The organism is Shewanella sp. MF05913 (assembly GCF_059758095.1).
In genome coordinates this window covers 111,557-135,979 of record NZ_JCAYNT010000009.1, presented here as the reverse complement: position 1 = coordinate 135,979, position 24,423 = coordinate 111,557, and the positions used below count along the sequence as shown (strand labels likewise).

The following is a 24,423-nucleotide window of genomic DNA, read 5'->3' as shown; positions in this document are numbered from 1 at the left end:
ATCGCTAACTCATGCCATGATCAGCCATGAGTTTTTTCATGTTTTGTATCACATCATCAGCTTCTATCATCGCCATTAAATGCTCACCTTTTGCGCGAGTCCCCCACTTAACTTCAGCAGAAAACTGCTTGGCGATGACTTGCGGATAAACACTCACTGTATATTGACGAAAATGATAAGGCCCAGTTCGCCCGGGGTTAGAATGTGCATACAAACCAATCACAGGGGTACCTTGAGTCACCGCCATGTGTAATGGACCAGTATCAGGGGCTAGCACCAAGCTTGCTTGTTTTAACACGGCTAATAATTGGGTTAAGGTTGTTTTGCCCACTTGATTGTCGAAGGTGTGCTGACTATGAGACTGAATAACATCAGCGAGGTTTTTCTCTAATACTGTAGGCCCGCCGCATAACATGACTTTGAACCCTTGCGATATAGCATAATCAGCGGCGGCAGCATAACGCTCTGGTAACCAGTTGCGCTCTGCTTTACTGGCGGCGGCGCAAATCACCAATACTTTGTCACCACCAATCAGCTGGGCAGCAAAATTACTATCACTTTGCGGTACAGGAATATTCCAGCTTGGGCTTAAGTCTGTCACACCAATAGCCTTAGCAAAGCCCATAAAACCATCTAACACATGTGGCTCAGCGATAGGCTCAACAGCATGGTTGGTCACTAACCACTGGCCTTCTTTAGCCCGCGCTTTATCAAATCCGACCCGAATACGCGCCTTAATCATCAATGACGCGATTGTCGCCCGCAATGCCACTTGCATATGCAACAGCACATCAAATTGTTGACCTTTTAAATCACTGCGTAGCTGTGCATAACTGCGCCAACCTTTGGATTTATCGAAAATAACAAACTTGATACCCGGTAAATGCTTAAGTAATTGATACTCAACTTTGCCGATCACCCATGTGATAGCTAAATCTGGATAATGCTTTTGAATTGCTTGAACCATCGCCACGGCATGACACACATCGCCTATAGCAGACAAACGCAGTAAACATAATGAACGTATCGAACTAAAGTCAGCTTTCATTGAATATCCAATATGCGTCAGTGAAAAAGATGGAAGGAATGCAAGTGAGTGATCTTAAGGTATAATGTTATTTCGATCCACAATCAAGCCCGTGCTATTTGATAATTAGATGCAAATAAAAACTACCCAGCAAGGCCATATCGCCTGGTGCGAACCCAGTGCCGCTACCCTAACGCCGCAAGATTTCTCTGTGGATGTTTGGCAAACCAAAGCCGCAGTTGTAGGCCAGTCTAAAGGTCGCTATACCACGTGGTTTGTCAAAACGGACTCATCACAAACCTGGGTATTACGCCATTATTGGCGCGGCGGATTGATAGGTAAGTTTAACCGCGACAGTTATCTATACACCGGCCTTAAGCAAACCCGTGCAATGGCGGAATTAGCGATTCTAGAAACGCTTTACCAAGAAGGCTTTGCGGTACCGAGGCCCATCGCTGCCCATGTTGCACGTTCAGGCTTATGCTACAACGCCGACATTATTATTGAGCATGTTGCTGGCGCTAAAGATTTAGTGGCCTATTTAAGTCAGCAGCCTATGGATGAGCAACAATGGTATGCACTTGGGCAAACAATTGCTAAGTTTCACTTACGTGGCGTATATCATGCCGACCTTAATGCCAAAAATATCTTATTAGCACATGAGAAATTTTATTTAATCGATTTTGACCGCGGCGAGTTACGTCAACCCAACGCAAGCTGGCAACAAGCTAACCTAGACAGATTATTACGCTCATTTAATAAAGAGCAAGGTAAGCTACCTAGCCTGGCGTTTTCACAGCAATGTTGGCAACAGCTACTTGATGGTTACCGGAGTCTACACCCTATTTAGATCATTAAATGATTGCCAAAGTGAATCGATAAACGAAAATTGTTTCGCCAATGCGCCTCGGTTTTGCGTCACTACCGCTAACGCGGCTGTCGATGCTTGTTGGTATTGATTGTCGTTATTCCACTTAGCCGCTAATACTTGAGCAAGATCGTCGGCTCCGGCAACACACTGCAATCCACCTGCATTGGCAAGTAACTCAGTAATTTCAGCAAAATTCCAATGATTAGGGCCTACGTATACAGGTAAGCCCATCGCTGCGGGTTCTAGCGGATTATGCCCACCGCCCTCAATTAATGTGCCCCCCACAAAAGCTTGATCGGCTGCGCCATAGAGCATTAATAATTCCCCCATGGTATCGCCGAGTAACACTTGAGTATCAATACTGACGTCATCATTCATACTACGACGGGCCAGCTTAAAACCGGCTTGAGTAATGGTAATAGCCGCTAAATTAAATTGTTCTGGATGACGAGGCGCCATAATCAGCAATGCATCAGGAAAACTGACTAACAGCTGTTTATGCGCAGCTAAAATGGCATCAAACTCTCCGGGGTGAATGCTGCCAGCAACCCAAATAGGTTTATCTGTACGCTGCCATTGGTTTCGAGTTTCTATCGCCTGTTGTTTTTTATCGGGGTCAATTGTGAGGTCAAACTTAAGGCTGCCACAAACGTGTATTTTTTGCGCTTGAACGCCCAAGGCAATAAAACGTTCAGACTCAGCCTGCGTTTGCACCAATATCACATCTAACAGCTTTAACATTGGGGCTGATAAACGTGGCTTGCTGGCATACTTGTCAGCAGATTTTTTTGACAATCGTGCATTGGCCAATATCAATGAGGCCCCTTGCTGTTTAGCAAAACAAAGTAAGTTAGGCCATAACTCTGTCTCCATAATAACCATATGTTTAGGCTGTATTTGGCGCAAAAAACGCTTAACTGCGTATGCAAAATCAAAAGGTAAATAACAATGTTGCACCGAGTCCCCAAAGGCTTTTACTACTTCTGCAGAGCCTGTTGGGCTGGTTGTGGTCACGGTAAAGGTATATTGCGGATATTGCGCCATGAGCCTTCTTATCAACGGAATGGCCGCTAAGGTTTCCCCCATCGATACGCTATGCACTAACACATCCGTTGGCTTTAATTTGGCAAAACCAAAGCGCTCAGACCATCGACGACGATAATCTGGACTTTTAATCGCTCGAAAAGCCAAATACATGACAACCAGAGGAAATAGAAGATACAAAATGAAAGAATAAATGGTACGGTTCATAACAGAAGAGTCATCGATTTTTGCTTGTCAGATAAACACAATGTTAACATACTCATATTGAGTCGGCTTAATGAAATGTTATCGCTGTAATAAGCCAATACCCTAAGCTAATAATGAATATGGAAATCATATGAAAACCCGCGACAAGATCGTTTTTGCCAGTCTAGAACTGTTTAACGAACACGGTGAACGTAGTATTACCACCAACCACATCGCCGCTCACTTAGGCATTAGTCCGGGTAACTTGTATTATCACTTTCGCAATAAAGAAGACATTATCAACTCAATCTTCGCCCTATACGAAAGTCACTTAGAGTCGGGCTTTAAAGCCTATGATGATGTGCCCATTACTATCGAATTATTAATGGGTTACTTTGACGCCATGTTTTATACTTTGTGGCAGTTCCGCTTTATGTACGCCAACTTAGCCGATATTTTAAGTCGCGATGATGCGCTCAAAAAACGTTACCTACATGCACAACAACAAGTGCTCAATCGCTCGAGTGATATTTTGCGTAAGCTGAAAAAAGATGGCTTTCTTGATGTTGACGACAACAAAGTGACCGCACTAGCTGACACCATAAAAATGATGGTGAGTTTTTGGATTAGCTATCAGCTAACCCAATCGAGCACATCGAGTATCACTAAAGCAACCTTGTATGATGGCCTATTACGGGTGTTGATGATATTCCAGGCTTATGAAACGCCAGCATCGTCGGCAACGTTTAGCCGATTAGAACAACATTATCTCGACATCGCCAGCCAAGAGCGCCATCAAGCCGCGTAATAAAAGTTGACGTGCAAGCCATACATTACGCGCATGGCAATGCCTTTCAATCCGCCAATATCCGACTACAATTGTGCTCTGATATGTGCGGGTTTTCTTTGCGCTACTTCCAGCAATAAAACCCCACTATTACAGTTGTTAACGATTAGTTTTTTTAATGTGAACAATCACTAGCCCTAATCTAATTCATGTTGGTCTGACGACTAAAAAAAACGCTGTGGAGCGGCAAAAATAAAGGTTAGAATGCCAATAACTCCAAAACACCCTTCAATTACAGCGGTGTTTTACTGCGTGATTTGGATAAGCATAATAACCATATTTAGGAGAACACAGGTGGCATCTACCTCTTTTTACGACCGTATCAATCAACAAATTGTCGATGTTAAAGCCGACGGTTTATACAAAAGTGAACGCATCATTGCTTCTGCACAGCAAACAGCCATTGAAGTAAATCACGAAAAAGTGATTAACTTTTGTGCCAACAACTATTTAGGCTTAGCCAATCACCCAGAGCTTATTCAAGCTGCCAAAGCCGGCTTAGACAGCCATGGTTTTGGTATGGCATCTGTGCGTTTTATTTGCGGAACTCAAGACACTCACAAACAATTAGAAGCAAGCCTGAGTGAATTTTTGGGCATGGAAGATACTATCCTTTATTCTTCATGTTTTGACGCTAACGCTGGTTTATTCGAAACCTTATTAGATGCAGAAGACGCGATTGTGTCTGACGCCTTAAACCATGCTTCTATCATTGACGGTGTGCGTTTATGTAAGGCCAAACGTTTCCGTTATGCCAACAACGACATGGCTGACCTTGAAACGCAATTAATTGCCGCTCAAGCTGCTGGCGCGCGTAATATTTTAATTGCCACCGACGGCGTATTTTCAATGGACGGCGTTATCGCCAACCTCAAAGGTGTGTGTGATCTTGCCGATAAATATGGCGCACTGGTGATGGTTGATGATTCACATGCTGTTGGCTTTATTGGCAACAATGGCCGAGGCACTCATGAATACTGCGATGTAATGGACCGTGTAGACATTATTACCGGTACGTTAGGTAAAGCATTAGGCGGTGCTTCAGGCGGATTTACCGCAGCCAAAAAAGAAGTGGTTGAATGGTTACGCCAGCGCTCGCGCCCTTACCTATTTTCAAACTCATTAGCGCCGTCAATCGTTAGTGCCTCAATTCACGTGCTTGAAATGCTTAAAACAGGCCAAGCTTTACGTGAAGCAGTATGGGAAAACAGCCGTTATTTCCGTGAGAAAATGTCAGCTGCAGGCTTTACTTTGGGCGGCGCCGACCATGCGATTATTCCGGTCATGATTGGCGATGCCAAACTGGCCAGTGACTTTTCAAACAAGTTGCTTGCTGAACATATCTACGTAATCGGCTTTTCGTTCCCTGTGGTACCAAAAGGCCAAGCGCGTATTCGCACCCAAATGTCTGCTGCACATACTCGCGAGCAACTAGACCATGCTATCAGCGCCTTTACCCGTATCGGTAAAGAAATGGGTATTATCTAACTCGCTCACGTCAATAAGCTCGGGAATATTAGGTTACTAAGATGAAAGCATTAAGCAAATTAAAGCCTGAAGAAGGCATCTGGATGGTTGATGCACCAAAACCAGAAATGGGTCATAACGATCTATTAATTAAAATTCGTAAAACCGCTATTTGCGGAACCGACGTGCATATCTACAACTGGGACGAATGGTCACAAAAAACCATTCCAGTGCCTATGATTGCCGGCCATGAATACGTGGGCGAAGTGGTCGACATGGGCCAAGAAGTGCGCGGCTTTGCCATTGGCGACCGCGTCTCTGGTGAAGGCCACATTACCTGTGGTTATTGCCGTAATTGTCGTGGTGGTCGTACTCATTTATGCCGTAATACTTCTGGCGTAGGCGTAAACCGTGATGGTGCCTTTGCTGAGTATCTAGTATTACCGGCGTTTAATGCGTTCAAAATCCCAGCAGACATCTCTGATGACTTAGCCGCCATTTTTGATCCATTTGGTAATGCAGTGCATACCGCCTTGTCATTTGATTTAGTTGGCGAAGATGTATTAATTACCGGTGCTGGCCCGATTGGTATTATGGCAGCAGCCGTGTGTAAACATGTAGGTGCACGTCATGTTGTCATTACTGACGTTAACGAATACCGTTTAGATTTAGCCCGTAAAATGGGCGCGACTCGCGCGGTGAACGTGGCCAAAGAAAGCTTAAAAGATGTGATGAAAGATCTCGGCATGACCGAAGGGTTCGATGTCGGCTTAGAGATGTCTGGTGTACCGTCAGCATTTCACGCCATGTTAGACACCATGAACCATGGTGGCAAAATTGCCATGCTGGGTATTCCAGGTGGCGAGATGGCCATTGATTGGAGCAAAATCATTTTTAAAGGCTTAATCATCAAAGGCATTTACGGCCGTGAGATGTTTGAAACCTGGTATAAAATGGCCAGCTTAATCCAATCAGGCTTAGACTTAACCCCAATCATTACGCACCATTTTAATGTGGATGATTTCCAGCAAGGCTTCGATGCAATGCGCTCTGGTCAATCTGGCAAAGTGATTTTAAGCTGGGATTAATCCCCAAGATTATACAGTCGGCACTCTCAAGGGGTTGTATTTATACAGCCCCTTGTTGCAAACTGGCTTCCATACAAACGCTTTCTGTAAACTTTTTATAGGTAATACCATGTCTGGTTTTAAACACTTGTCTGTTAATGAGCTAATCCATATGTCTGAGGCATCTAACGAGGTGCAGGTTGTTGATATTCGTGACGCAGCTAGCTTTGCAGCAGGCCATATTCAACATTCCGTTAATTTAACCAACGAAAACTTAGCCCACTATATTGCAGCTGCAGATATGGATAAGCCGCTTGTGGTTGTGTGTTATCACGGCATGAGCAGCCAAAGCGCGGCAAGTTATTTAAATGAGCAAGGCTTTGATGACGTCTACAGTCTTGACGGTGGCTTCAGTGCCTGGAGCCTCGCCAACTCATGATAGAAATAGGCCAACTTCCTAACGCCCGCGCTGCGCAAGCATTTATTGATTACCTTAAAGGGTTGAACATTCAATGCCATGCTGTGCAACATGCCCAAGGTGTTGGCCTAATCATTAGCAATCCTGCAGATGAACCACAAGCGCGTGCGGAGCTCGAGCTGTTTGCTAAAAATCCCTATGACAGCAAATATTTACAAGCCTCATGGGACAATGGTGACACCTCAGCAAAGTTTAACTATGGCCCAGGCGCTAAAGGATTGCTGCAACAATTTTTAAGCGGTGCAGGCCCACTTACACTCATTACGTTTTTTGCTTGTGTCGCGGTATTTGTAGGGATGAATCTAGGCTTTGCTGACGCAATATACACTCAACTATCGTTTTTCAGCGCCGTACCACAAAGTGACATAAGCCAAATATGGCGTTTGTTTACCCCAAGTTTAATGCACTTTTCTGCCATGCATATCATCTTTAATTTACTGTGGTGGTGGTATTTAGGTGGCAAAATCGAAACCAACATTGGCACAAGGCCATTGCTATTTTTACTGCTTGTTGCTGGCACCTTACCGAGCGTAGTGCAGTTTTATATGACGGGGCCAAACTTTGGCGGCTTGTCTGGCGTAGTTTATGCTGTAGTAGGATACACCTGGTTAATGGGCATTCGAAAACCTAGCTGCGGCATTCGTTTACCACAGGCGTATATGGGTTTTATGATGATATGGTTAGTGCTTGGATTCACTGATTTACTCGGTATGCCAATTGCGAATGGCGCCCACATCGGCGGTTTACTCGTCGGCCTGGCACAAGCACTGTTTGACAGCCGTAAACTACAGCAAAACAGCCAATAGCCTCAAACAAAAAACCACCTTAATCGATGGTTTTTGTTTTAACAACAGCAACCATTAATCAATCATTTCAATCACTTTATTAACTAGTTTTTCAATACCTACATGGGCTTCTAAAATCGACGTTGCCAACATATATGCAGGCGTGCTCACCACTTTATGCACTTCATCCACCACAATATCATCCACCTTAACCGCCTGATGTAAGCCTCCCATCTCATTAAATGCCTGCGCGGTATCACTGTCGTTACCAATAGTCCCCGTCACACCTTGACCGTAAATCAGTGGGATCATCACCGGAGAAATACACACAAAACCAACCGGTTTACGGGCGTTGGCAAAATCACGAATAAAGTTTTCCACAATCGGGTTGATATGGCAGCGGCTACCCGTTGTTGCAAAATTTGATAAGTTTTTCGCCGCGCCAAAACCACCAGGGATCACTAACGCATCGTAATCATTGACATCTAAATGGCTGGCATTAAGCACTTCTCCACGCGCAATACGGGCAGATTCGACCAATACATTACGGGTTTCGTCAGTATTGACCTCACCGGTTAAATGATTCACGACGTGCATTTGGGCAATGTCTGGGGCAAAACATTGATATTGTGCACCGGCACGGGTAATGGCCAGCAAGCTCAACACGGCTTCATGAATTTCAGTGCCATCAAACACCCCACATCCACTCAGTAACACGGCTATCTTTTTCATGTTATTCACCTTCATTTGTAATATAACGTTGGTTCTTCGGCTTAATGCCTTATGCAGTGACGCATTTGAATTGAGCGTTTAGTTGTACTGTTCATTGTACTTTTAATTGATAATGTAAAATTTACAACATAAATCCAACAAAACGGTTGATCTGATTAAAAATCGTGCTAACTTAGAACGTCAAATTTACCTGATGGGCTTTTTTTAGCCATAAAACATTATTAAAATTCATTGTGGCTTAACTGACATCAATAAAAAAGTCCACAAATTAGTTATATTTATTGAAATTAATAAATAGCTCACAAAAATAAAAATAATAAATAAAATTCAACAGGTTACTGATTTCATTTCAAGCCGTAAGAAAATCTATCCAGCAACGTTGATTATTTCACTCACAGACTTATCCACAGGCTGCGGGTCATTTTTCGTCGATAAAATTCAACATTTTACCCTGTAACCACATAAGCTAAACTCACCAACCGTGCGGCTTGTCGGACCATTAATCTCTTCCTCACTTAAAGAGATAAATTGGCGACAATCTCACAAGTACCTTGAGGTGCTGTGGGTATAATGTCATCCTATCAGTCTCGCAAAATACACAATACGAAAAATCAAATTATGCCAACAATTCCGAATAATCCGCTTATCCTCGTCGATGGTTCTTCTTATCTTTATCGCGCTTATTATGCGCCGCCTCATTTAACAAATTCAAAAGGTGAAGCGACAGGTGCGGTTTATGGCGTTGTTAACATGCTTCGGAGTTTATTGAGCCGTTATAGCCCTAGCCATATTGCAGTGATTTTTGATGCTAAAGGCAAAACTTTCCGTAACGACATGTATGGCGAATATAAAGCGCAACGCCCACCTATGCCAGATGATCTTCGCAGTCAAATAGAACCGCTGCACCGTATTATTCACGCAATGGGCTTACCACTGATTAGCATTTCAGGTGTTGAAGCAGATGACGTCATTGGCACCATAGCCTTACAAGCGAGCAAAGAAGGCCGTGCTACGTTAATCAGTACTGGCGATAAAGACATGGCGCAGTTGGTCAACGAACACGTCACCTTAATCAATACCATGACCGACACCATCATGGGCCCAGAAGAAGTGAAAACTAAATTTGGCGTTGGCCCAGATCGCATTATCGATTTCTTAGCATTAATGGGCGACAAAGCCGATAATATACCCGGCTTGCCTGGTGTGGGTGAAAAAACCGCATTAGCCATGTTAACTGGTGTTGGCAGTGTGGCGCAGCTACTTGCCGATCCACAAAGTGTGGTAGCGGTAGGCTTTAGAGGCTCAAAAACCATGCCCGCTAAAATTATCGATAATGCCGATATGCTTAAGCTGTCATACGAACTTGCCACCATCAAAACAGATGTTGAGTTAGGACAAGACTGGCACCAACTTAATGTTAAACCTCAAGACCGCGATGAACTCATTAAATGCTTTGGTGAAATGGAGTTTAAGCGCTGGTTAGCAGAAGTATTAGACAACAAGCAACCCGCTGGCACTGTTAGCCAGGACACCGATGAAGAAATCACTGTATCTGCGCCTATAGAAACAGAATATGAAACCATCCTCACCGAAGATGCATTAAATAAATGGATAGCCGAGCTTAGCAAAGCTGAACTGATTGCTGTTGATACTGAAACCACCAGTCTCAATTACATGGAAGCCCAGCTTGTGGGATTATCCTTTGCCACTCAGGCAGGCAAGGCTGCATATCTGCCATTAGCCCATGACTACCTGGATGCCCCACAACAATTAGATAAAGCCGCAACACTAGAAAAACTGCGTCCTATTTTAGAAGGTAAAATGCCACAAAAAGTGGGCCAAAATCTAAAATATGACATGAGTATTTTAGCCAATGCCGGCATTAAGCTTGGCGGCGTACGCTTTGACACTATGCTTGAGTCATATGTATTTAACTCGGTGGCATCACGTCATGATATGGATGGCTTAGCACTCAAATACTTAGGCCACAAAAATATCAGTTTTGAAGAAGTTGCAGGTAAAGGGGCCAAACAGATCACCTTTAATCAAGTTGACTTAGCGACTGCTGGACCATACGCCGCAGAAGATGCCGATATCACGCTCCGTTTACATGAGCATTTATGGCCTCGCTTAGAAAAAGAATCAGAATTAGCCTCAGTATTTAACGAATTAGAATTACCGTTAATGCAGGTATTGTCAGACGTCGAACGCCAAGGCGTGTTGATCGACTCAATGCTACTGAGTCAGCAAAGTGGTGAACTGGCCAAAAAACTCGATGACCTTGAAAATAAAGCGTATGAAATTGCCGGCGAAAAGTTTAATCTCGCATCACCTAAGCAGTTGCAAACGCTATTTTTTGAAAAGCTTAACTACCCAATTAAAAAGAAAACCCCGAAAGGCGCGCCTTCAACTTCTGAAGAAGTGTTAGTAGAATTAGCACTAGACTATCCGCTGCCTAAAATTATTCTTGAGCACCGTAGCCTGGCTAAACTAAAAAGCACCTACACAGATAAATTGCCGCTCATGGTCAATGCCACCACCGGCCGCGTTCATACCAGTTATCATCAAGCTAATGCCGCAACCGGGCGTTTGTCGTCTAGCGAGCCTAATTTACAAAACATCCCTATTCGTACCGAAGAAGGCCGCCGCATTCGCCAGGCCTTTATCGCACCAGCCGGGCGTAAAATTTTAGCGGCCGACTATTCGCAAATAGAATTACGCATTATGGCCCACTTATCCCAAGACAACGGCTTATTAACCGCGTTTGCGGCAGGTAAAGACATCCATAGAGCAACCGCTGCTGAAGTCTTTGGCGTTCACTTTGAAGAAGTGACTACCGAACAACGTCGCCGCGCGAAAGCGGTTAACTTTGGCTTAATTTACGGCATGTCTGCGTTTGGGTTAGCCAAGCAATTAGATATTCCGCGTAACGAGGCACAAACTTATATCGACACCTATTTTGCTCGCTATCCGGGTGTGTTGAAATATATGGAAGAAACGCGTGCTGCTGCGGCTGAGCAAGGTTATGTATCAACCCTATTTGGTCGACGCCTGTACCTGCCAGAAATCAACGACCGTAATGCAATGCGCCGCCAAGCCTCTGAACGCGCCGCGATTAACGCACCGATGCAAGGCACAGCTGCCGATATCATCAAAAAAGCCATGATTGCCATTCACCAGTGGATTAATCAAGACACGCAAGGTGAAATCACTCTCATTATGCAAGTACACGATGAATTAGTATTTGAAGTTGATGAAGCACAAGCTGACGCACTTAAAACCAAAGTGTGCGACCTAATGGCCCAAGCGGCATCACTTGATGTGATGTTACTGGCAGAAGCCGGTGTGGGCGATAACTGGGATGAAGCCCACTAATCCACATTAAGCTTATCACTGACATTTTGTAATGTATTAACTCACCCATCCACAATGCCGTATTTGATAATACGGCATTGTTGTTTATTGTACTGGCCGGTAAGGACACAAATGAAGTGATACCTTCGTCGTTGCAAACCGCGAATTGTCTTCAATAAGCCGGACTCTACAAACCTGCACACTATTTTTACAAAAATTTCTTTCGTTAAAAATAAGCGCCATGCGGATGGTTATAAATCTTAACGACTTTGTAAAACACTCAACAATCCACACGACATGGTTAACAATTAAGCAAAATTTTGTAGTGACAATCACAGTTATTGTTACTTTTTATGAAAAACAGTTTTTCATTTTAAGGCGAATGCGCTATTATCTCAGTCGTAGGGTACAGAGGTTAAGATGTTCAATCTTTCAAACCTTTATTTCACTAGCAATAGTGACTAGCCAAATTCGGCGCCCCAGCAACTTAGGTTGCTGGGGCTTTTTTTTGGTTTTTTTTCGTACCTAAAAATATTTAGAGTAAATACTTTAACTTTGATAAAAAAGCAGTTATTCTATGGTTATTGAGGGTCATCAAATTGAGTTGGTGGCACTTGAGTCTTGTTGAATTTAGCTTCTCCCCAAAAGAGCTAATTTTTGTACCGATAGCCTCTTGGTTGTCGGTTTTTTTTTGCCTCAATTTCTTCATCCGAATTTTTACATAAAAAAACCGACATAAAGTCGGTTAATTCAAAAACATGCCAGCATTACATCAGAGGCTATTCTTGTTCGGTTTGCTCACGTAACGCTTTTTGCTCAGCCAACCATGTAGGATGGCACCATTCATTCAAAATACTCAGCACTTTAGGCTTACCCGTGCCTTTCAGTGACGAAAACGGCTCAATTTGTACCTTGTCACTAAACTCACCTAACGCTTTACGTACATCATTAACGGTTTTCATCTTGACGCTTTGGGTCAACTTATCTGACTTAGTCAACAGCGCTAACACCGGAATATGGCTTAATACCGCCCATTCAATCATCTGCATATCGAGATCTTTCAGTGGATGACGAATATCCATTAACACCACAACACCACTTAAACAGGCGCGTTTTTGCAAGTATTCGCCTAATGCTTGCTGCCATTTATTTTTTAATGCCAATGGTACTTGGGCAAAACCGTAACCCGGCAAATCGACTAAACGACGGTCGGCATCTAATTCAAATACGTTAATCAGCTGAGTACGACCAGGCGTTTTACTGGTTCTGGCTAAGCTTTTTTGCTCTGTTAGTGCATTTAACGCACTCGACTTACCCGCATTTGAACGGCCAGCAAACGCAATCTCAACCCCGATATCCCCAGGTAGATACTGATCTAAATGTGCAATATCTGGCGCACTGATTAAAAATTTTGCCTTACGGAAATCGATACGAGATTCGGTCACTAGTCACTCCAATTTAATTACTTTCAGTAAACGCATTACCATAAATGTTTAACAATTGCTTACTTTTGCACGTTTTCGTGTAAAATATTAGCTTGATCACATTATATACCCAAGTAACGCTGATATGTGTGATGTAGTAATATTTGATCTCGTTCTACTCGAACGACGTAAACTACATCATTAGCGCTTGGAAAAACTATTTTACCACGCTTGCGGGTCTTCCTAGTAAGCTCAGGACAATAAATTAACAAGAAGTTGGAACGCCATGAAAAAGTTAGCTCTTGCGCTGTCTGTAGTAGCCACTATGTCATCACCTGCTATGGCTGAAGGTAATGCTGAAGTCGGCAAAACTAAAGTAATCGTATGTTCTGCCTGTCACGGTGTTGACGGCAATAGCATGATCGATATGTACCCAAAAATTGCAGGCCAACACCCTGCATATCTTGAAAAGCAATTAACAGAATTCCGCGCTGCCATGCAAACGGGTGGTAAAGAAGGCCGTATGGACCCTATTATGGGCGGTATGGCAATGGGATTAAGCGATACAGACATTGCTGACATCTCTGCATTCTTTGCGAGTCAAACTCAATCAGCTAATCCAGCGGTTGAAGGGGCTGAAGCAGGCGAAAAACTATACCAAGGTGGCGACGCAGCTCGCGGCATCACCTCTTGTATCGCATGTCATGGCCCAGATGGTAGTGGCGCTGGCGCAGCTGGCTTCCCTATGATTGGTGGTCAACATGCTAACTACATCAAAATCCAGTTAACTAAGTTCCGTGACGGTACTCGTAACAACGATTTGAATGGCATGATGCAAGATGTTGCTAAAAAATTATCTGATGCAGATATCGAAGCATTATCTAAATATATTTCAACCATTAAGAAGTAATTAGCTTAATATTGAATAATAAAAAGGGCATTTAAATGCCCTTTTTTTACCACCCGAAGTTTACGTTTACGTCAACTTCACGGATTATTACTTGACACAGTTCACGGTTTTAGAGTTAAATACACCCCGTACCGAGGTAAACCCAACTGTTTGAACCATAAATCTAATAACATCAAGCAGATTTCGGACTGATACATTTAAGATATAAGAATAAAGAAAACACATAACAATAATAATTTAAGGCCACTCAACAATAATAATATGAGTCGCGGTTTCAATTTGAAATCCAGGTCGTAAAATTTGTAAGGAACAGACCGACTGGTCAATTTGCTATTTAGCACTGCCTTACACAACAGAGTAACCCTTTTGGTGTTATTTGAATGATTCAAATAACCGCAAATCCAACATATTGTTGAAGATGCGCCCACAAGAAGCTTACTCGAAGGTACATTAAAACAAGGATGGTTGACTGTTAGTCACAGAAGACAATTAGGATAATGATGCGTCATTGAAGACCATCTACGGAAGCTGTAGTCAGGACGGCGACAGAATATAAAAAAGCGTCAGAGATGACCAATAACAACTAAAAAAGCACGGAAAGCACAATAAAAGTTACGATCTGACCGGGATAGTCACATAGCAAGTACGGATACTTGGAATCAGAATAAGGTGCGTATAAGCACTGTTTTACGAGGTGGCAGTTTACTGCCACCTTTTTTTATGCTTTTTTTAGGGTTCTATCGTCTGCAAGTCTATTTCTACTAATATCATTGCGCGTTAGTAAATGATCTCTTAGCGAGAATTTAAAAGGGCTTAAACAAGGCGAATGACTGAATGAATAGTTGTTCTCTTTCGAAGTCATGCAACGCAGTGTAAGCCCTTTTAAAACTCGCCTGAAAGGAATGCACCAGCCGCTTTTGCTCTGCGTTCTCGCTATTTGAAAGGGAACAACCATTACTACATAGCAACGCCTTAATCAAAAACCGCTGGACGCATTCTGAGTGGTCACTTATTAATGTGGAATGGTATAATCTGCATTAGAATTTGGACATTGATATAATTTACTGTTATCACTATATATATTGTTTACTAAGGTGCTGCTGTCGTTAATGAGCCCATGCCCACTTTGTCATCATTCAGCTGCGTTTTTTGTGCAAGACAAAAAAAGAGCTTTCTACGCCTGCTCACAGTGCGGCTTAATTTTCGCTAATCCAAAATCACACCTTATGCCTAACCTAGAACGACAACGCTATGGTCGAGCGCAACGTTCCTCAAAACAAAAGCAATTATCACAATTTGTATTACCGTTATTACAACAAATCTCGCAACAACAAACAGGCAGTTTAACAGGGTTAAACTTTGGCAGAGTATTAGATGAAAAAAGCCAACAAACCATTACCGAGGCCGGTCATCGAGTTAATCAATACGACCCGTTCTTCGCAGCAGATCAATCTGTATTAAATCAAAGCTACGATTTTGTTTGCTGTTATCGCGTTTTTGAGCACTTTAGGCATCCATACCGAGAATGGAAATTACTCAATCAATTGATTAAACCTAATGGTTGGTTAGCCATTAGTACGCCATTGATGACCGACAAAGCCTTATTTGCAAAGTGGCACTATAAAAACAATCCCACTCATGTCAGCTTTTATCAGCAAGTAACATTCGAATATTTAGCCTCCAATAGCGATTTTGAGCTATTATTTGCATCGAAAGATCTGGTTTTGATGCAAAAATCGTCAAAACCTGATATAAAGCGCATCCATATTTAGTGCCTTATAGAAATTGCTCTGTAAGGACGTGTTTAGAAAACCTAACGAGAACATCATGGCTCGCAGTAAAAAAACTCGCAAAGGCGGCGAAAACGGCCCTAAGTTTGCCCCAAGAGTAAAAAAAGCCGATCGCAACACGGTCGATGGTAAGAAATCAGAAACGGGCCGTAAATCTGGCAGCCGCCACAATGAAGCTTTACTCAGTAAAGCATCAGGTAGTGGCGCAGCGGTAAAAAAAGATGCACGCCATGGCAGTAAAAAGCCGGTTGCATTAACATTGCCTAAATCAATTACAGAGCCATTAGTGGTTAAGCCTAAACAGCCTAACTTAACTGACGAGCAAAAGTTATTAAAGTTAGAAGACGATCCAAGACTGAATCAATTGCTTGATCAACTTGAAGAAGGTCGTGATCTTCCTGATGCTGATCAAAAGTGGCTAGACGTTCAATTAGATAAAATTGAACAGTTAATGCAACGCTTAGGCTTAACTGAAGGTGATGAGTCGCCAGCGCCAAGCCCTAAAAAGCAACTGACTGACGATGAGTTAATGAATCGTTTTGAATCGGGTGCCGATCTGCTAAAAGATTATCAAAAAGAAGACTAAACCACTCAATGAATTTCATTTGAATGGGATAAACTGGCGCACACCGAGTTGATTGGGTAAATACCAAATCAACTAGGTACGCGCCAGTTTTGTATTCAAAAAAGGATAAATTGTGCCAACAATCGCCATAGTTATTGCATTACTCATTATCATCGCCCTTGCCGCGTACGCTACTCACCTATTATTAACGCTTAAGCGTCGTACTGAGGCTAACCAACAAGCGCAAGCTGAACGTCAAGCCAAGGCAGAAGAGCGAAGACAACAAATCCTAACCGATATCCGCTATATTGCGGCGGCCATGCTAGAGGACCGTTGCGAGCTCTCTGAAGGTGTCGTACGCATCGGTAAATTGTTTGATGCATTATCAATGTCGGAACAAGTCGCCACTGATTTCCCTAATTTGTTCGCTCACTATGACATTATCAGAGACCATCCGATTATGGACGCACGCCAAGCGCTGCCTAAACAGCAACGGATGAAATTTGATTTTGAACGAATGAAATCAGAATCAGAGCGAGAACAAGTCATATTAGACGAAGCCAAACGTATTGCTGAATTTAATAAACCGACCACTCATTAACACTCCCTTAGCAACATCACTGCGGACGCGACTCACTTAGTCAGCCCGCAGCGTTCATCCTCATACACAATTGGCTAATAATGGGTTATATGCTTTAATCACTAAACGCACCGATTGGGTGCGAAAAACTAATAACAAGAAGCATAAATGCTCTGATTAGGACTCAATATGTTAACTACACTTTGCTCAGGATTACTGCGTCTACTGGGGTGGACGTTTGAAGGACAACTCGATAAAACTCAACCGTGCGTGATGATAGTCGGCCCTCATACCAGTAACTGGGATTTTATCATCGGTATTATGGCCCGCAGCGCATTAGGCACTAAAATCCACTTTTTAGGTAAACACCAATTGTTTATCGCCCCCTGGGGATGGTTATTTCGTGCAATGGGAGGCAGCCCTGTGGATAGACGCAAACATAACAATTTAGTAGATGCCGCTGCCCAACTGTTTCAACAAAACCCCAACTATAAATTAGCTCTGGCACCAGAAGGTACGCGCAGCCCAGTTACCCGCTGGAAAAGTGGCTTTTATCATATTGCCGTTAAAGCTGAGGTTAAGATTATTCCTGTGGGATTAGATTTTGGCCGTAAAAAAATTGTGCTCTCGGCGCCAATGGTGTCTACCGGTAATATTGAAGCTGAAATGAATCAATTAATGGATTTTTACCGCTCAATTACAGGTTATCGCCCCAAAAACATCCCCGTTTACCAATTACAAGCGCCCACAGAGCGACGGTAAACGATTTATAAGGCGCTTTCTAAACTTTGTTCGGCCAATACGTAACTGCCACCCAGTCGTGTTGAGTGGGTAGCAGTGATAATTCTTGTTAGCGACAATACCAGCCGAGTCGATGCTTGCGATACAAACACTGGCGACTCGCCGTAAAAAGTCACTCCGGCAAAATCAAAACGACTGCGATCACTTTTCATTCTGCCCACTATGTCGGTATCTGTTGCAGTAATAACACTGCGAGTGACTGTCATTGTTTGGCCTACTGCACCAATCCGACTCTTTGCCATGTTGAGTATCGAATCAGTCATGATGAGTTGTTGCGTATCCACATTATCAAAACGCACGAGCTTACAATCATTCAATATAATCTGTTGGTATTGACCACTAAATTGGGTTTGATCATCTTGAAAACATCGTCCAACACGCTGGCTAAGATTAGCCGTGCGTAATGGGCGCACGGTAGCAGAGGCTTGCAAGCTAGCCAGTAATAATGAATTAAATACCTGAGGGTGAGATTTCATCGGCACATGGCCAGCATCGTTAATCACATGCAATTGAGACAAAGGCAACACATGTTGCAAAGCATAGGCTGTGCGAAGTGGTGCTACGGTATCTTGTGCCCCCCAAATGATCTGGGTGGCAGGCAATTGTTGGTAACTGAGCACCGAAAAGTTTTGCTCCATGAGCGCCAATGCGGCATTCATATTCGTTTGCTCGCCAATGGTCATATTACGCACTGACGAATCAGCGCTAAATAACCGTGTTGGGTCAAATCCGGTGCCGGTTTTTTCAAGCATTTTATCGGCAAAGTTATCGACTCGCGCTAATACTCGCCTCATGCCTTGTGGTAAATCAGCCTGATCATTATCACGGGTGGAAAGATGTTTAATATATGCAGTGCGATCTAAAATGCCTGCGGCATCGACCAATACCAGTTGTTCAATACGCCCAGGATATTGGCTGGCATAATACAAACTAATCGCTGCCCCCATTGAATGACCAACCAAGCGCAGTTGCCCAGCATGACGATACTGTCCAATAACCCAGTCAATCACTTTGGCATATTCTTTTGGAGAGTAAGTAAATACCACGCCTTGCGACAAACCAAAACCTGGTAAATCAATCGCCACTACATGGTATTTTTCGGCTAATGCAGGGATAACTCTAAGCCAATCTTTAGAGGCTAAATCACCTAGGCCATGTATGAGTACCACGGTATCTTGATGCTCAAGCCCTGCTTGGAGCACAAATAAAGGCGTGTCATGGCTCGGAACCATCACACGTTGATATTGATATTGAGATGGGTAGTCTGCCAACTCTAACGCTGAAAGTGGTGTGGCGAATTGTGCTTCTTCTGCACCCAAAGAACGGACTTTCCGATTGATGTCGTTTAACCAATTAGCCTGTGCAGGCACCATTAGCAAAGCCAAGCACATCAGCGCAAATAACTTACCCACTTCAAATTCCTTTATATTGCACGATGACCAATTTTATTCAGCACCTTGTTTAATGCTGCGGATATCATTTCCGGTCGGTATTTGAAATGCACGTAAGCCAAACTCGGGTAATACCGCAAAAATATGATCAAAAATATCCGCTTGAATCGCCTCGTAATAAGTCCAACGGATATCATTGGTAAAAATATACAGCTCTATCGGCAAGCCTTCGGTAGTCGGAGCCAACTGCCTTACCATTAACGTCATGTCTTTATGAATTTTGTCATGACGACGCAAATACTCTTGTAAATACGCTCTAAAAGTACCGATATTAGTGAGTCTTCTGCCATTCACTTTCATCTCAATGTCACTAATACTGGCATTAGCGGCACTGATTTCACTGAACGCTTGCGGCAAGTATTCTTTTAAATAATTAACTTTGCCTAAGCGAATACGTTCTTCATCGGTTAAAAACTGAATACTGTTAACGTCGATATTCACTGAACGTTTAATACGGCGACCGCCAGACTCAGACATGCCACGCCAGTTTTTAAAGGCGTCAGACACCAACGCGTAGGCAGGGATCATGGTAATGGTATTGTCCCAATTGCGCACTTTGACCGTGGTTAGCGTCACATCTTCTACCGCACCGTCTGCAGCGTACTTATCCATTTGGATCCAGTCGCCTTTACTCACCATACGGTTCGCCGCTAACTGAATACCCGCGACAAAACCTAAAATAGTGTCGCGGAACACCAACATCACTAAACCAGTGGCAACACCTAAACCACTAAAGAAATAAATAGGCGACCGGTCGGCTAAGATCGCGAAGACAACAATTAAACCAATAAAAAACAAGAATAATTTGGTTAACTGAACAAAGCTCTTTACGGGTAAGCGGCGGTTAATATGATTAACGTCGGCAATTTCATCAGCGGCATTCAATGCGCTGTAAATAGCGCGTAAGATGAAAAACACTAATAACGAGCTCAGCAAGCGATCAATAATCATGCTGGCAAGGTCATGTGACGTCAGCACTATCGGTATGAGCAAGTCGAGAATCGCTATTGGTACCAATAGCGCAAGGCGTTCGAGTACATTGAAACGCATAAAGATATCGTCCCACGTCACCGACGAACGACGAATAATCACATTTAACCCATGCACCACAAAACGATGTGCAATGTAATAACCGACCCCAGCAATCAATAAACAGGAGAAAATTAATATCGAGGTCGCTAACCCATCTGTAGGTTGGCTGTTAATACCTAGGCTCGTTAACCAGGCCGCAATTTCAATACGTACTTCTGTATTCACACACAATCCTTAGCAACATTGTCCTTTACACAAAAGAACGTTTAATATCCAAAAAGACAAACCAGAGTGTAAAGGTTTACAGCCAACATTATGCACTTAAATGACGATTCAATTCAGCACATTCATTCAATAACCTTAACTCAACATACCACCAGCAATATTTCAGAAATTTTACCGAATAAAAAGGACCTTGCGGCCCTTTTATTATATATACCCAAACAACCTGAAGATGCTCGATTTCAGCAAGAATTTACACGCGTTTAAGCAAGGCATTGATTGCGGGTAATGGTCGTTCCCTTTCCAAAATCAATAACACAGCATAAACGCGTGTAAAACTTGCCCCTTGGGAGTTTCACCGTGTTTCCACTACGTTGTTGCGCTAATTTATAAGGTGCCTACATTACCGCATTAACGCGCCTAGTATTGAAAACACGGTGAAGCTCTGAAACACGTATCTTCAAGTTGATTGGGTATTAATTTAACGCTAAAAGTGTGGACAAAAGTGTTGTCTAAAAATCTGACCTAAAAGCTTGGCATTAACCCTTGCGGTAATAGTCGATTGAAACTGGCACTAAGCAATAAATCGACCGAGTTTTCGATATCTGGGGCAAAGTAGCGGTCCTGATCATAAAACGACACAACCTCCCTTAACTCTGCTTTAGCCAAAGCCACTGATGCACTGGGTTGCAATGGGACTCTAAAATCTAGCCCTTGCGCCGCAGCCAATAATTCAATGGCGAGCACGCCGCGGGTGTTTTCGCTCATGTCACGCAAGCGTCGCGCGGCAAAAGTGGCCATCGACACATGATCCTCTTGGTTTGCCGATGTTGGTAAGCTGTCTACCGAAGCAGGATGCGCATAGGTTTTGTTTTCAGACGCCAGTGCGGCTGCCGTGACCTGGGCAATCATAAAGCCTGAATTCACCCCACCATTATTAACTAAAAAGGGTGGTAACTTTGACAAGCTAGAGTCAATTAATAATGCCATACGTCGCTCAGCAATCGAGCCCATTTCAGCAATCGCGATCGCCAAATTATCTGCCGCCATTGCCACTGGTTCAGCGTGGAAGTTACCACCCGAAATAATGTCGCCAGTATCTTGAAACACGAGCGGATTGTCGGTGACGCCATTGGCTTCAGTGCCTAACACCTCTGCTGCTTGGCGAATTTGAGTTAAACACGCACCCAATACTTGTGGCTGACAACGCAGTGAGTATGGATCTTGCACCTTTTCGCAATTGGTATGGCTTTGGCTGATCTCTGACTCGCTTGTTAACAAATGACGAAATATCGCCGCCGAATCAATTTGACCTTTTTGACCACGCGCCGCATGAATACGTGCATCAAATGGACTACGACTGCCCATTGCCGCCTCTACACTCATGGCGCCAATAACAGAGCTGGCGGCAAACAAATCTTCTGCATTAAACAGGCCTTCAAGCGCTAATGCGGTCGATGCTTGCGTGCCATTTAATAATGCCAAGCCTTCTTTAGCGGCCAGCTCAATCGGTGCTAATCCTGCAATCTCTAGTCCTTCGCTTGCCGGTATAATCTGTCCCTGGTAGCTCATTTCGCCTTCGCCTAATAATGGCAAACACATATGTGCTAATGGTGCTAAGTCGCCAGACGCACCTACAGAGCCTTTTTCGGGTACGCACGGATATACGCCGGCATTCACTAACTGAATTAAAAATTCAATCACCTCTAAACGAATACCAGAAAACCCACGGCTTAATGAGTTAATTTTTAACACCATCATTAAACGCACCGTGGCATCTTGCATATATTGGCCAATACCTGCGGCATGGGACAACACAATTGAACGCTGCAAAACTTGTAAATCTTGCGGCGCTATTTTGGTGTTGGCTAACAAGCCAAACCCAGTGTTAATACCATATACAGTACGACCTTCACGCAGCACTTGCTGGACAATTTCAGCACTTTGATTAATGTCTTTAATCGCATCTTTGGCAAGCGTTAGCTTAACGCTATTACGGCTAATAGCACGGACTTGTGCCAGTGTTAAGGTGCCTGGGATCAATTCAAATGAGTAAGTCGACATGGGTTATGCTCCTAACATTGGCAGGTCTAAGCCTTGCTCTTTGGCACATTTTTTTGCAAGGTCGTAACCCGCATCGGCATGACGCATCACCCCAGTTGCAGGGTCATTCCACAATACGCGCCCTAGCCTAACAGCCGCCTCATCGGTACCATCGGCCACAATCACCACACCAGAATGCTGACTAAAGCCCATGCCGACACCGCCACCATGATGCAACGACACCCAGGTGGCGCCACTGGCGGTATTTAATAACGCATTCATCAATGGCCAATCTGACACCGCATCTGAGCCATCAAGCATGGCTTCGGTTTCACGATTGGGGCTGGCAACCGAGCCTGAATCTAAATGGTCTCGGCCAATGACTACTGGGGCCGACAACTCGCCGTTTTTGACCATTTCATTAAACGCTAACGCTAAACGGGCACGATCTTTTAAACCGACCCAGCAAATACGTGCAGGCAAACCTTGAAACGCAATGCGCTCACGCGCCATATCGAGCCAATTGTGTAAATGGGGGTTATCAGGAATAAGCTCTTTAACTTTAGCGTCGGTTTTGTAGATATCCTCAGGATCGCCAGACAGCGCAACCCAACGAAATGGTCCAATACCTTCACAAAATAGAGGTCGAACATACGCAGGCACAAATCCAGGGAAATCAAAGGCATTTGTTACACCTTCATCAAATGCCATTTGACGAATATTATTGCCATAATCGGTCGTAGCTGCGCCTGCTGCTTGCAATGCCAACATGGCTTTCACTTGCACCGCCATCGACTGTTTAGCGGCTTTAACCACAGCAGCTTCGTCAGTTTTACGCATTTTCGCTGCGTATTCTAAGCTCCAACCTTGCGGTAAATAGCCGTTTAATGGATCGTGCGCGGAAGTTTGGTCGGTCACCACATCAGGGGTAATACCGCGGGTCACTAACTCAGTAAACACATCAGCAGCATTGGCTAATAAACCGACTGAAACAGGCTTGCCGTTTTGGTTTGCTTCGTAAATCATCGCTAAGGCTTGGTCTAATGATGTGGCTTTTTTGTCGACGTACCCCGTGCGCATGCGAAAATCGATACGGGTTTCATCCACTTCGCAGGTGAGTACCGAGTAACCCGCCATGGTACCGGCCATTGGTTGTGCGCCGCCCATGCCGCCTAAGCCACCAGTTAAAATCCACTTACCTGCTGACGAGCCATTAAAGTGCTGCTTTGCCATGGCAACAAAGGTTTCGTAAGTACCTTGCACAATGCCTTGCGAACCAATGTAAATCCACGAACCAGCGGTCATTTGGCCGTACATCGCCAGGCCTTTTTTATCGAGCTCGTTAAAGTGCTCCCAGTTAGCCCAATGTGGCACTAGGTTTGAGTTAGCAATAATCACTCTTGGCGCATTCGCATGTGTAGTAAACACCCCAACAGGTTTACCCGACTGCACCAATAAGGTTTCATCGTCTTCAAGGCGCTGCAATACTTCAATAATTTTGTCGTAACTTTGCCAGTCACGTGCGGCGCGCCCAATACCGCCGTATACCACTAAATCTTCCGGGCGTTCAGCCACATCGGGGTGAAGGTTGTTCATTAACATCCGCATTGCCGCTTCGGTTAGCCAACTTTTACACTGTAATTGAGTACCGTGTGGCGCAATAATGCGACGGCTTGGGTCGTGTCGTTTGTCCATATTATCCTCTTCAACCGATTAATTCGGTTTGGTTTTTTATTGGTCTTGTTGT

The 24,423-nt window shown here is 43.8% G+C and carries 20 protein-coding genes; 12 read left to right on the top strand and 8 right to left on the bottom strand.

Going from position 1 to position 24,423, the window contains the following annotated elements; genetic code table 11:
- Window positions 1-4: 4 nt before the first annotated feature.
- The gene (locus tag AC19MV_RS12580; RefSeq protein ID WP_498307953.1) at window positions 5-1,048 is read right to left on the bottom strand and encodes a glycosyltransferase family 9 protein; all 1,044 of its coding nucleotides are present in this window, start codon (window positions 1,046-1,048) and stop codon (window positions 5-7) included.
- Between the two features lie 109 nt (window positions 1,049-1,157).
- On the opposite strand from AC19MV_RS12580, the gene AC19MV_RS12575 reads away from it, so the two are divergent.
- Window positions 1,158-1,877, top strand: a complete 720-nt coding sequence (locus tag AC19MV_RS12575) for a 3-deoxy-D-manno-octulosonic acid kinase (RefSeq protein ID WP_498307951.1) — start codon at window positions 1,158-1,160, stop codon at window positions 1,875-1,877.
- On the opposite strand, the gene waaA is transcribed toward AC19MV_RS12575, so the two are convergent.
- Window positions 1,863-3,149 (bottom strand): lipid IV(A) 3-deoxy-D-manno-octulosonic acid transferase, encoded by a 1,287-nt coding sequence (waaA, locus tag AC19MV_RS12570; protein ID WP_498307949.1) that lies wholly within the window; start codon window positions 3,147-3,149, stop codon window positions 1,863-1,865. The genes AC19MV_RS12575 and waaA overlap by 15 nt on opposite strands.
- 130 nt (window positions 3,150-3,279) lie before the next feature.
- Between waaA and AC19MV_RS12565 the strand changes: the two genes are divergently transcribed.
- The 5 genes from AC19MV_RS12565 to glpG all read left to right on the top strand — a co-directional run bounded on the left by AC19MV_RS12565 (window position 3,280) and on the right by glpG (window position 7,793).
- A complete protein-coding gene (locus AC19MV_RS12565) occupies window positions 3,280-3,936 on the top strand; it encodes a TetR/AcrR family transcriptional regulator (RefSeq protein ID WP_432402277.1) in 657 nt (218 codons plus the stop codon).
- 333 nt (window positions 3,937-4,269) lie between these two features.
- Complete coding sequence (locus tag AC19MV_RS12560) at window positions 4,270-5,463, top strand: glycine C-acetyltransferase (protein WP_498307947.1); 1,194 nt, start codon at window positions 4,270-4,272, stop codon at window positions 5,461-5,463.
- 41 nt (window positions 5,464-5,504) lie between these two features.
- Window positions 5,505-6,530 carry an L-threonine 3-dehydrogenase gene (gene tdh / locus AC19MV_RS12555; protein ID WP_188918508.1) on the top strand — a complete coding sequence of 342 codons (1,026 nt, stop codon included), beginning with the start codon at window positions 5,505-5,507 and terminating at the stop codon, window positions 6,528-6,530.
- A 109-nt stretch (window positions 6,531-6,639) separates the two neighbouring features.
- Window positions 6,640-6,948 (top strand): thiosulfate sulfurtransferase GlpE, encoded by a 309-nt coding sequence (gene glpE, locus AC19MV_RS12550; RefSeq protein ID WP_432402273.1) that lies wholly within the window; start codon window positions 6,640-6,642, stop codon window positions 6,946-6,948.
- Complete coding sequence (glpG, locus tag AC19MV_RS12545) at window positions 6,945-7,793, top strand: rhomboid family intramembrane serine protease GlpG (protein WP_498307945.1); 849 nt, start codon at window positions 6,945-6,947, stop codon at window positions 7,791-7,793. The genes glpE and glpG overlap by 4 nt, the downstream gene beginning before the upstream one ends.
- 54 nt (window positions 7,794-7,847) lie before the next feature.
- On the opposite strand, the gene elbB is transcribed toward glpG, so the two are convergent.
- On the bottom strand, window positions 7,848-8,504 hold the full coding sequence (elbB, locus tag AC19MV_RS12540; protein WP_498307943.1) for an isoprenoid biosynthesis glyoxalase ElbB: 657 nt from the start codon (window positions 8,502-8,504) through the stop codon (window positions 7,848-7,850).
- Window positions 8,505-9,122: 618 nt separating this feature from the next.
- On the opposite strand from elbB, the gene polA reads away from it, so the two are divergent.
- The gene (gene polA / locus AC19MV_RS12535; protein ID WP_498307941.1) at window positions 9,123-11,879 is read left to right on the top strand and encodes a DNA polymerase I; all 2,757 of its coding nucleotides are present in this window, start codon (window positions 9,123-9,125) and stop codon (window positions 11,877-11,879) included.
- Between the two features lie 758 nt (window positions 11,880-12,637).
- Here the strand turns inward: polA and yihA are convergent.
- Entirely contained in the window at window positions 12,638-13,303 is a 666-nt protein-coding gene (gene yihA / locus AC19MV_RS12530; RefSeq protein ID WP_432402265.1) for a ribosome biogenesis GTP-binding protein YihA/YsxC, read from the bottom strand.
- A gap of 265 nt (window positions 13,304-13,568) precedes the next feature.
- Here yihA and AC19MV_RS12525 point away from each other — a divergent pair, with 265 nt between their 5' ends.
- The 5 genes from AC19MV_RS12525 to AC19MV_RS12505 all read left to right on the top strand — a co-directional run bounded on the left by AC19MV_RS12525 (window position 13,569) and on the right by AC19MV_RS12505 (window position 17,889).
- Window positions 13,569-14,192 (top strand): c-type cytochrome, encoded by a 624-nt coding sequence (locus tag AC19MV_RS12525; RefSeq protein WP_498307939.1) that lies wholly within the window; start codon window positions 13,569-13,571, stop codon window positions 14,190-14,192.
- 1,109 nt (window positions 14,193-15,301) lie between these two features.
- A complete protein-coding gene (locus tag AC19MV_RS12520) occupies window positions 15,302-15,964 on the top strand; it encodes a class I SAM-dependent methyltransferase (protein ID WP_498307937.1) in 663 nt (220 codons plus the stop codon).
- A gap of 55 nt (window positions 15,965-16,019) precedes the next feature.
- Window positions 16,020-16,568, top strand: a complete 549-nt coding sequence (gene yihI, locus AC19MV_RS12515; RefSeq protein ID WP_498298483.1) for a Der GTPase-activating protein YihI — start codon at window positions 16,020-16,022, stop codon at window positions 16,566-16,568.
- A gap of 112 nt (window positions 16,569-16,680) precedes the next feature.
- Complete coding sequence (locus AC19MV_RS12510; RefSeq protein ID WP_498298485.1) at window positions 16,681-17,148, top strand: DUF2489 domain-containing protein; 468 nt, start codon at window positions 16,681-16,683, stop codon at window positions 17,146-17,148.
- A 168-nt stretch (window positions 17,149-17,316) separates the two neighbouring features.
- On the top strand, window positions 17,317-17,889 hold the full coding sequence (locus AC19MV_RS12505) for a lysophospholipid acyltransferase family protein (RefSeq protein ID WP_498307935.1): 573 nt from the start codon (window positions 17,317-17,319) through the stop codon (window positions 17,887-17,889).
- 5 nt (window positions 17,890-17,894) lie between these two features.
- Here the strand turns inward: AC19MV_RS12505 and AC19MV_RS12500 are convergent, their stop codons facing one another.
- From AC19MV_RS12500 to hutU, 4 genes are all read right to left on the bottom strand, one after another.
- The gene (locus tag AC19MV_RS12500; RefSeq protein ID WP_498307933.1) at window positions 17,895-19,340 is read right to left on the bottom strand and encodes an alpha/beta fold hydrolase; all 1,446 of its coding nucleotides are present in this window, start codon (window positions 19,338-19,340) and stop codon (window positions 17,895-17,897) included.
- A gap of 33 nt (window positions 19,341-19,373) precedes the next feature.
- Window positions 19,374-20,636, bottom strand: coding sequence for a mechanosensitive ion channel family protein (locus AC19MV_RS12495; RefSeq protein WP_498307932.1), 1,263 nt, complete (start codon window positions 20,634-20,636; stop codon window positions 19,374-19,376).
- A 522-nt stretch (window positions 20,637-21,158) separates the two neighbouring features.
- Complete coding sequence (hutH, locus tag AC19MV_RS12490; protein WP_498307930.1) at window positions 21,159-22,697, bottom strand: histidine ammonia-lyase; 1,539 nt, start codon at window positions 22,695-22,697, stop codon at window positions 21,159-21,161.
- Between the two features lie 3 nt (window positions 22,698-22,700).
- Window positions 22,701-24,371, bottom strand: coding sequence for a urocanate hydratase (gene hutU / locus AC19MV_RS12485; RefSeq protein WP_498307928.1), 1,671 nt, complete (start codon window positions 24,369-24,371; stop codon window positions 22,701-22,703).
- Between the last annotated feature and the right edge of the window lie 52 nt (window positions 24,372-24,423).

Bases quoted from the DNA above. Each gene is read 5' to 3' on its own strand.
- AC19MV_RS12580 (WP_498307953.1), bottom strand. From the start codon at position 1,048: ATGAAAGCTGACTTTAGTTCGATACGTTCATTATGTTTACTGCGTTTG.
- AC19MV_RS12575 (WP_498307951.1), top strand. From the start codon at position 1,158: ATGCAAATAAAAACTACCCAGCAAGGCCATATCGCCTGGTGCGAACCC.
- waaA (WP_498307949.1), bottom strand. From the start codon at position 3,149: ATGAACCGTACCATTTATTCTTTCATTTTGTATCTTCTATTTCCTCTG.
- AC19MV_RS12565 (WP_432402277.1), top strand. From the start codon at position 3,280: ATGAAAACCCGCGACAAGATCGTTTTTGCCAGTCTAGAACTGTTTAAC.
- tdh (WP_188918508.1), top strand. From the start codon at position 5,505: ATGAAAGCATTAAGCAAATTAAAGCCTGAAGAAGGCATCTGGATGGTT.
- glpE (WP_432402273.1), top strand. From the start codon at position 6,640: ATGTCTGGTTTTAAACACTTGTCTGTTAATGAGCTAATCCATATGTCT.
- glpG (WP_498307945.1), top strand. From the start codon at position 6,945: ATGATAGAAATAGGCCAACTTCCTAACGCCCGCGCTGCGCAAGCATTT.
- elbB (WP_498307943.1), bottom strand. From the start codon at position 8,504: ATGAAAAAGATAGCCGTGTTACTGAGTGGATGTGGGGTGTTTGATGGC.
- polA (WP_498307941.1), top strand. From the start codon at position 9,123: ATGCCAACAATTCCGAATAATCCGCTTATCCTCGTCGATGGTTCTTCT.
- AC19MV_RS12525 (WP_498307939.1), top strand. From the start codon at position 13,569: ATGAAAAAGTTAGCTCTTGCGCTGTCTGTAGTAGCCACTATGTCATCA.
- AC19MV_RS12520 (WP_498307937.1), top strand. From the start codon at position 15,302: ATGAGCCCATGCCCACTTTGTCATCATTCAGCTGCGTTTTTTGTGCAA.
- yihI (WP_498298483.1), top strand. From the start codon at position 16,020: ATGGCTCGCAGTAAAAAAACTCGCAAAGGCGGCGAAAACGGCCCTAAG.
- AC19MV_RS12505 (WP_498307935.1), top strand. From the start codon at position 17,317: ATGTTAACTACACTTTGCTCAGGATTACTGCGTCTACTGGGGTGGACG.
- hutH (WP_498307930.1), bottom strand. From the start codon at position 22,697: ATGTCGACTTACTCATTTGAATTGATCCCAGGCACCTTAACACTGGCA.
- hutU (WP_498307928.1), bottom strand. From the start codon at position 24,371: ATGGACAAACGACACGACCCAAGCCGTCGCATTATTGCGCCACACGGT.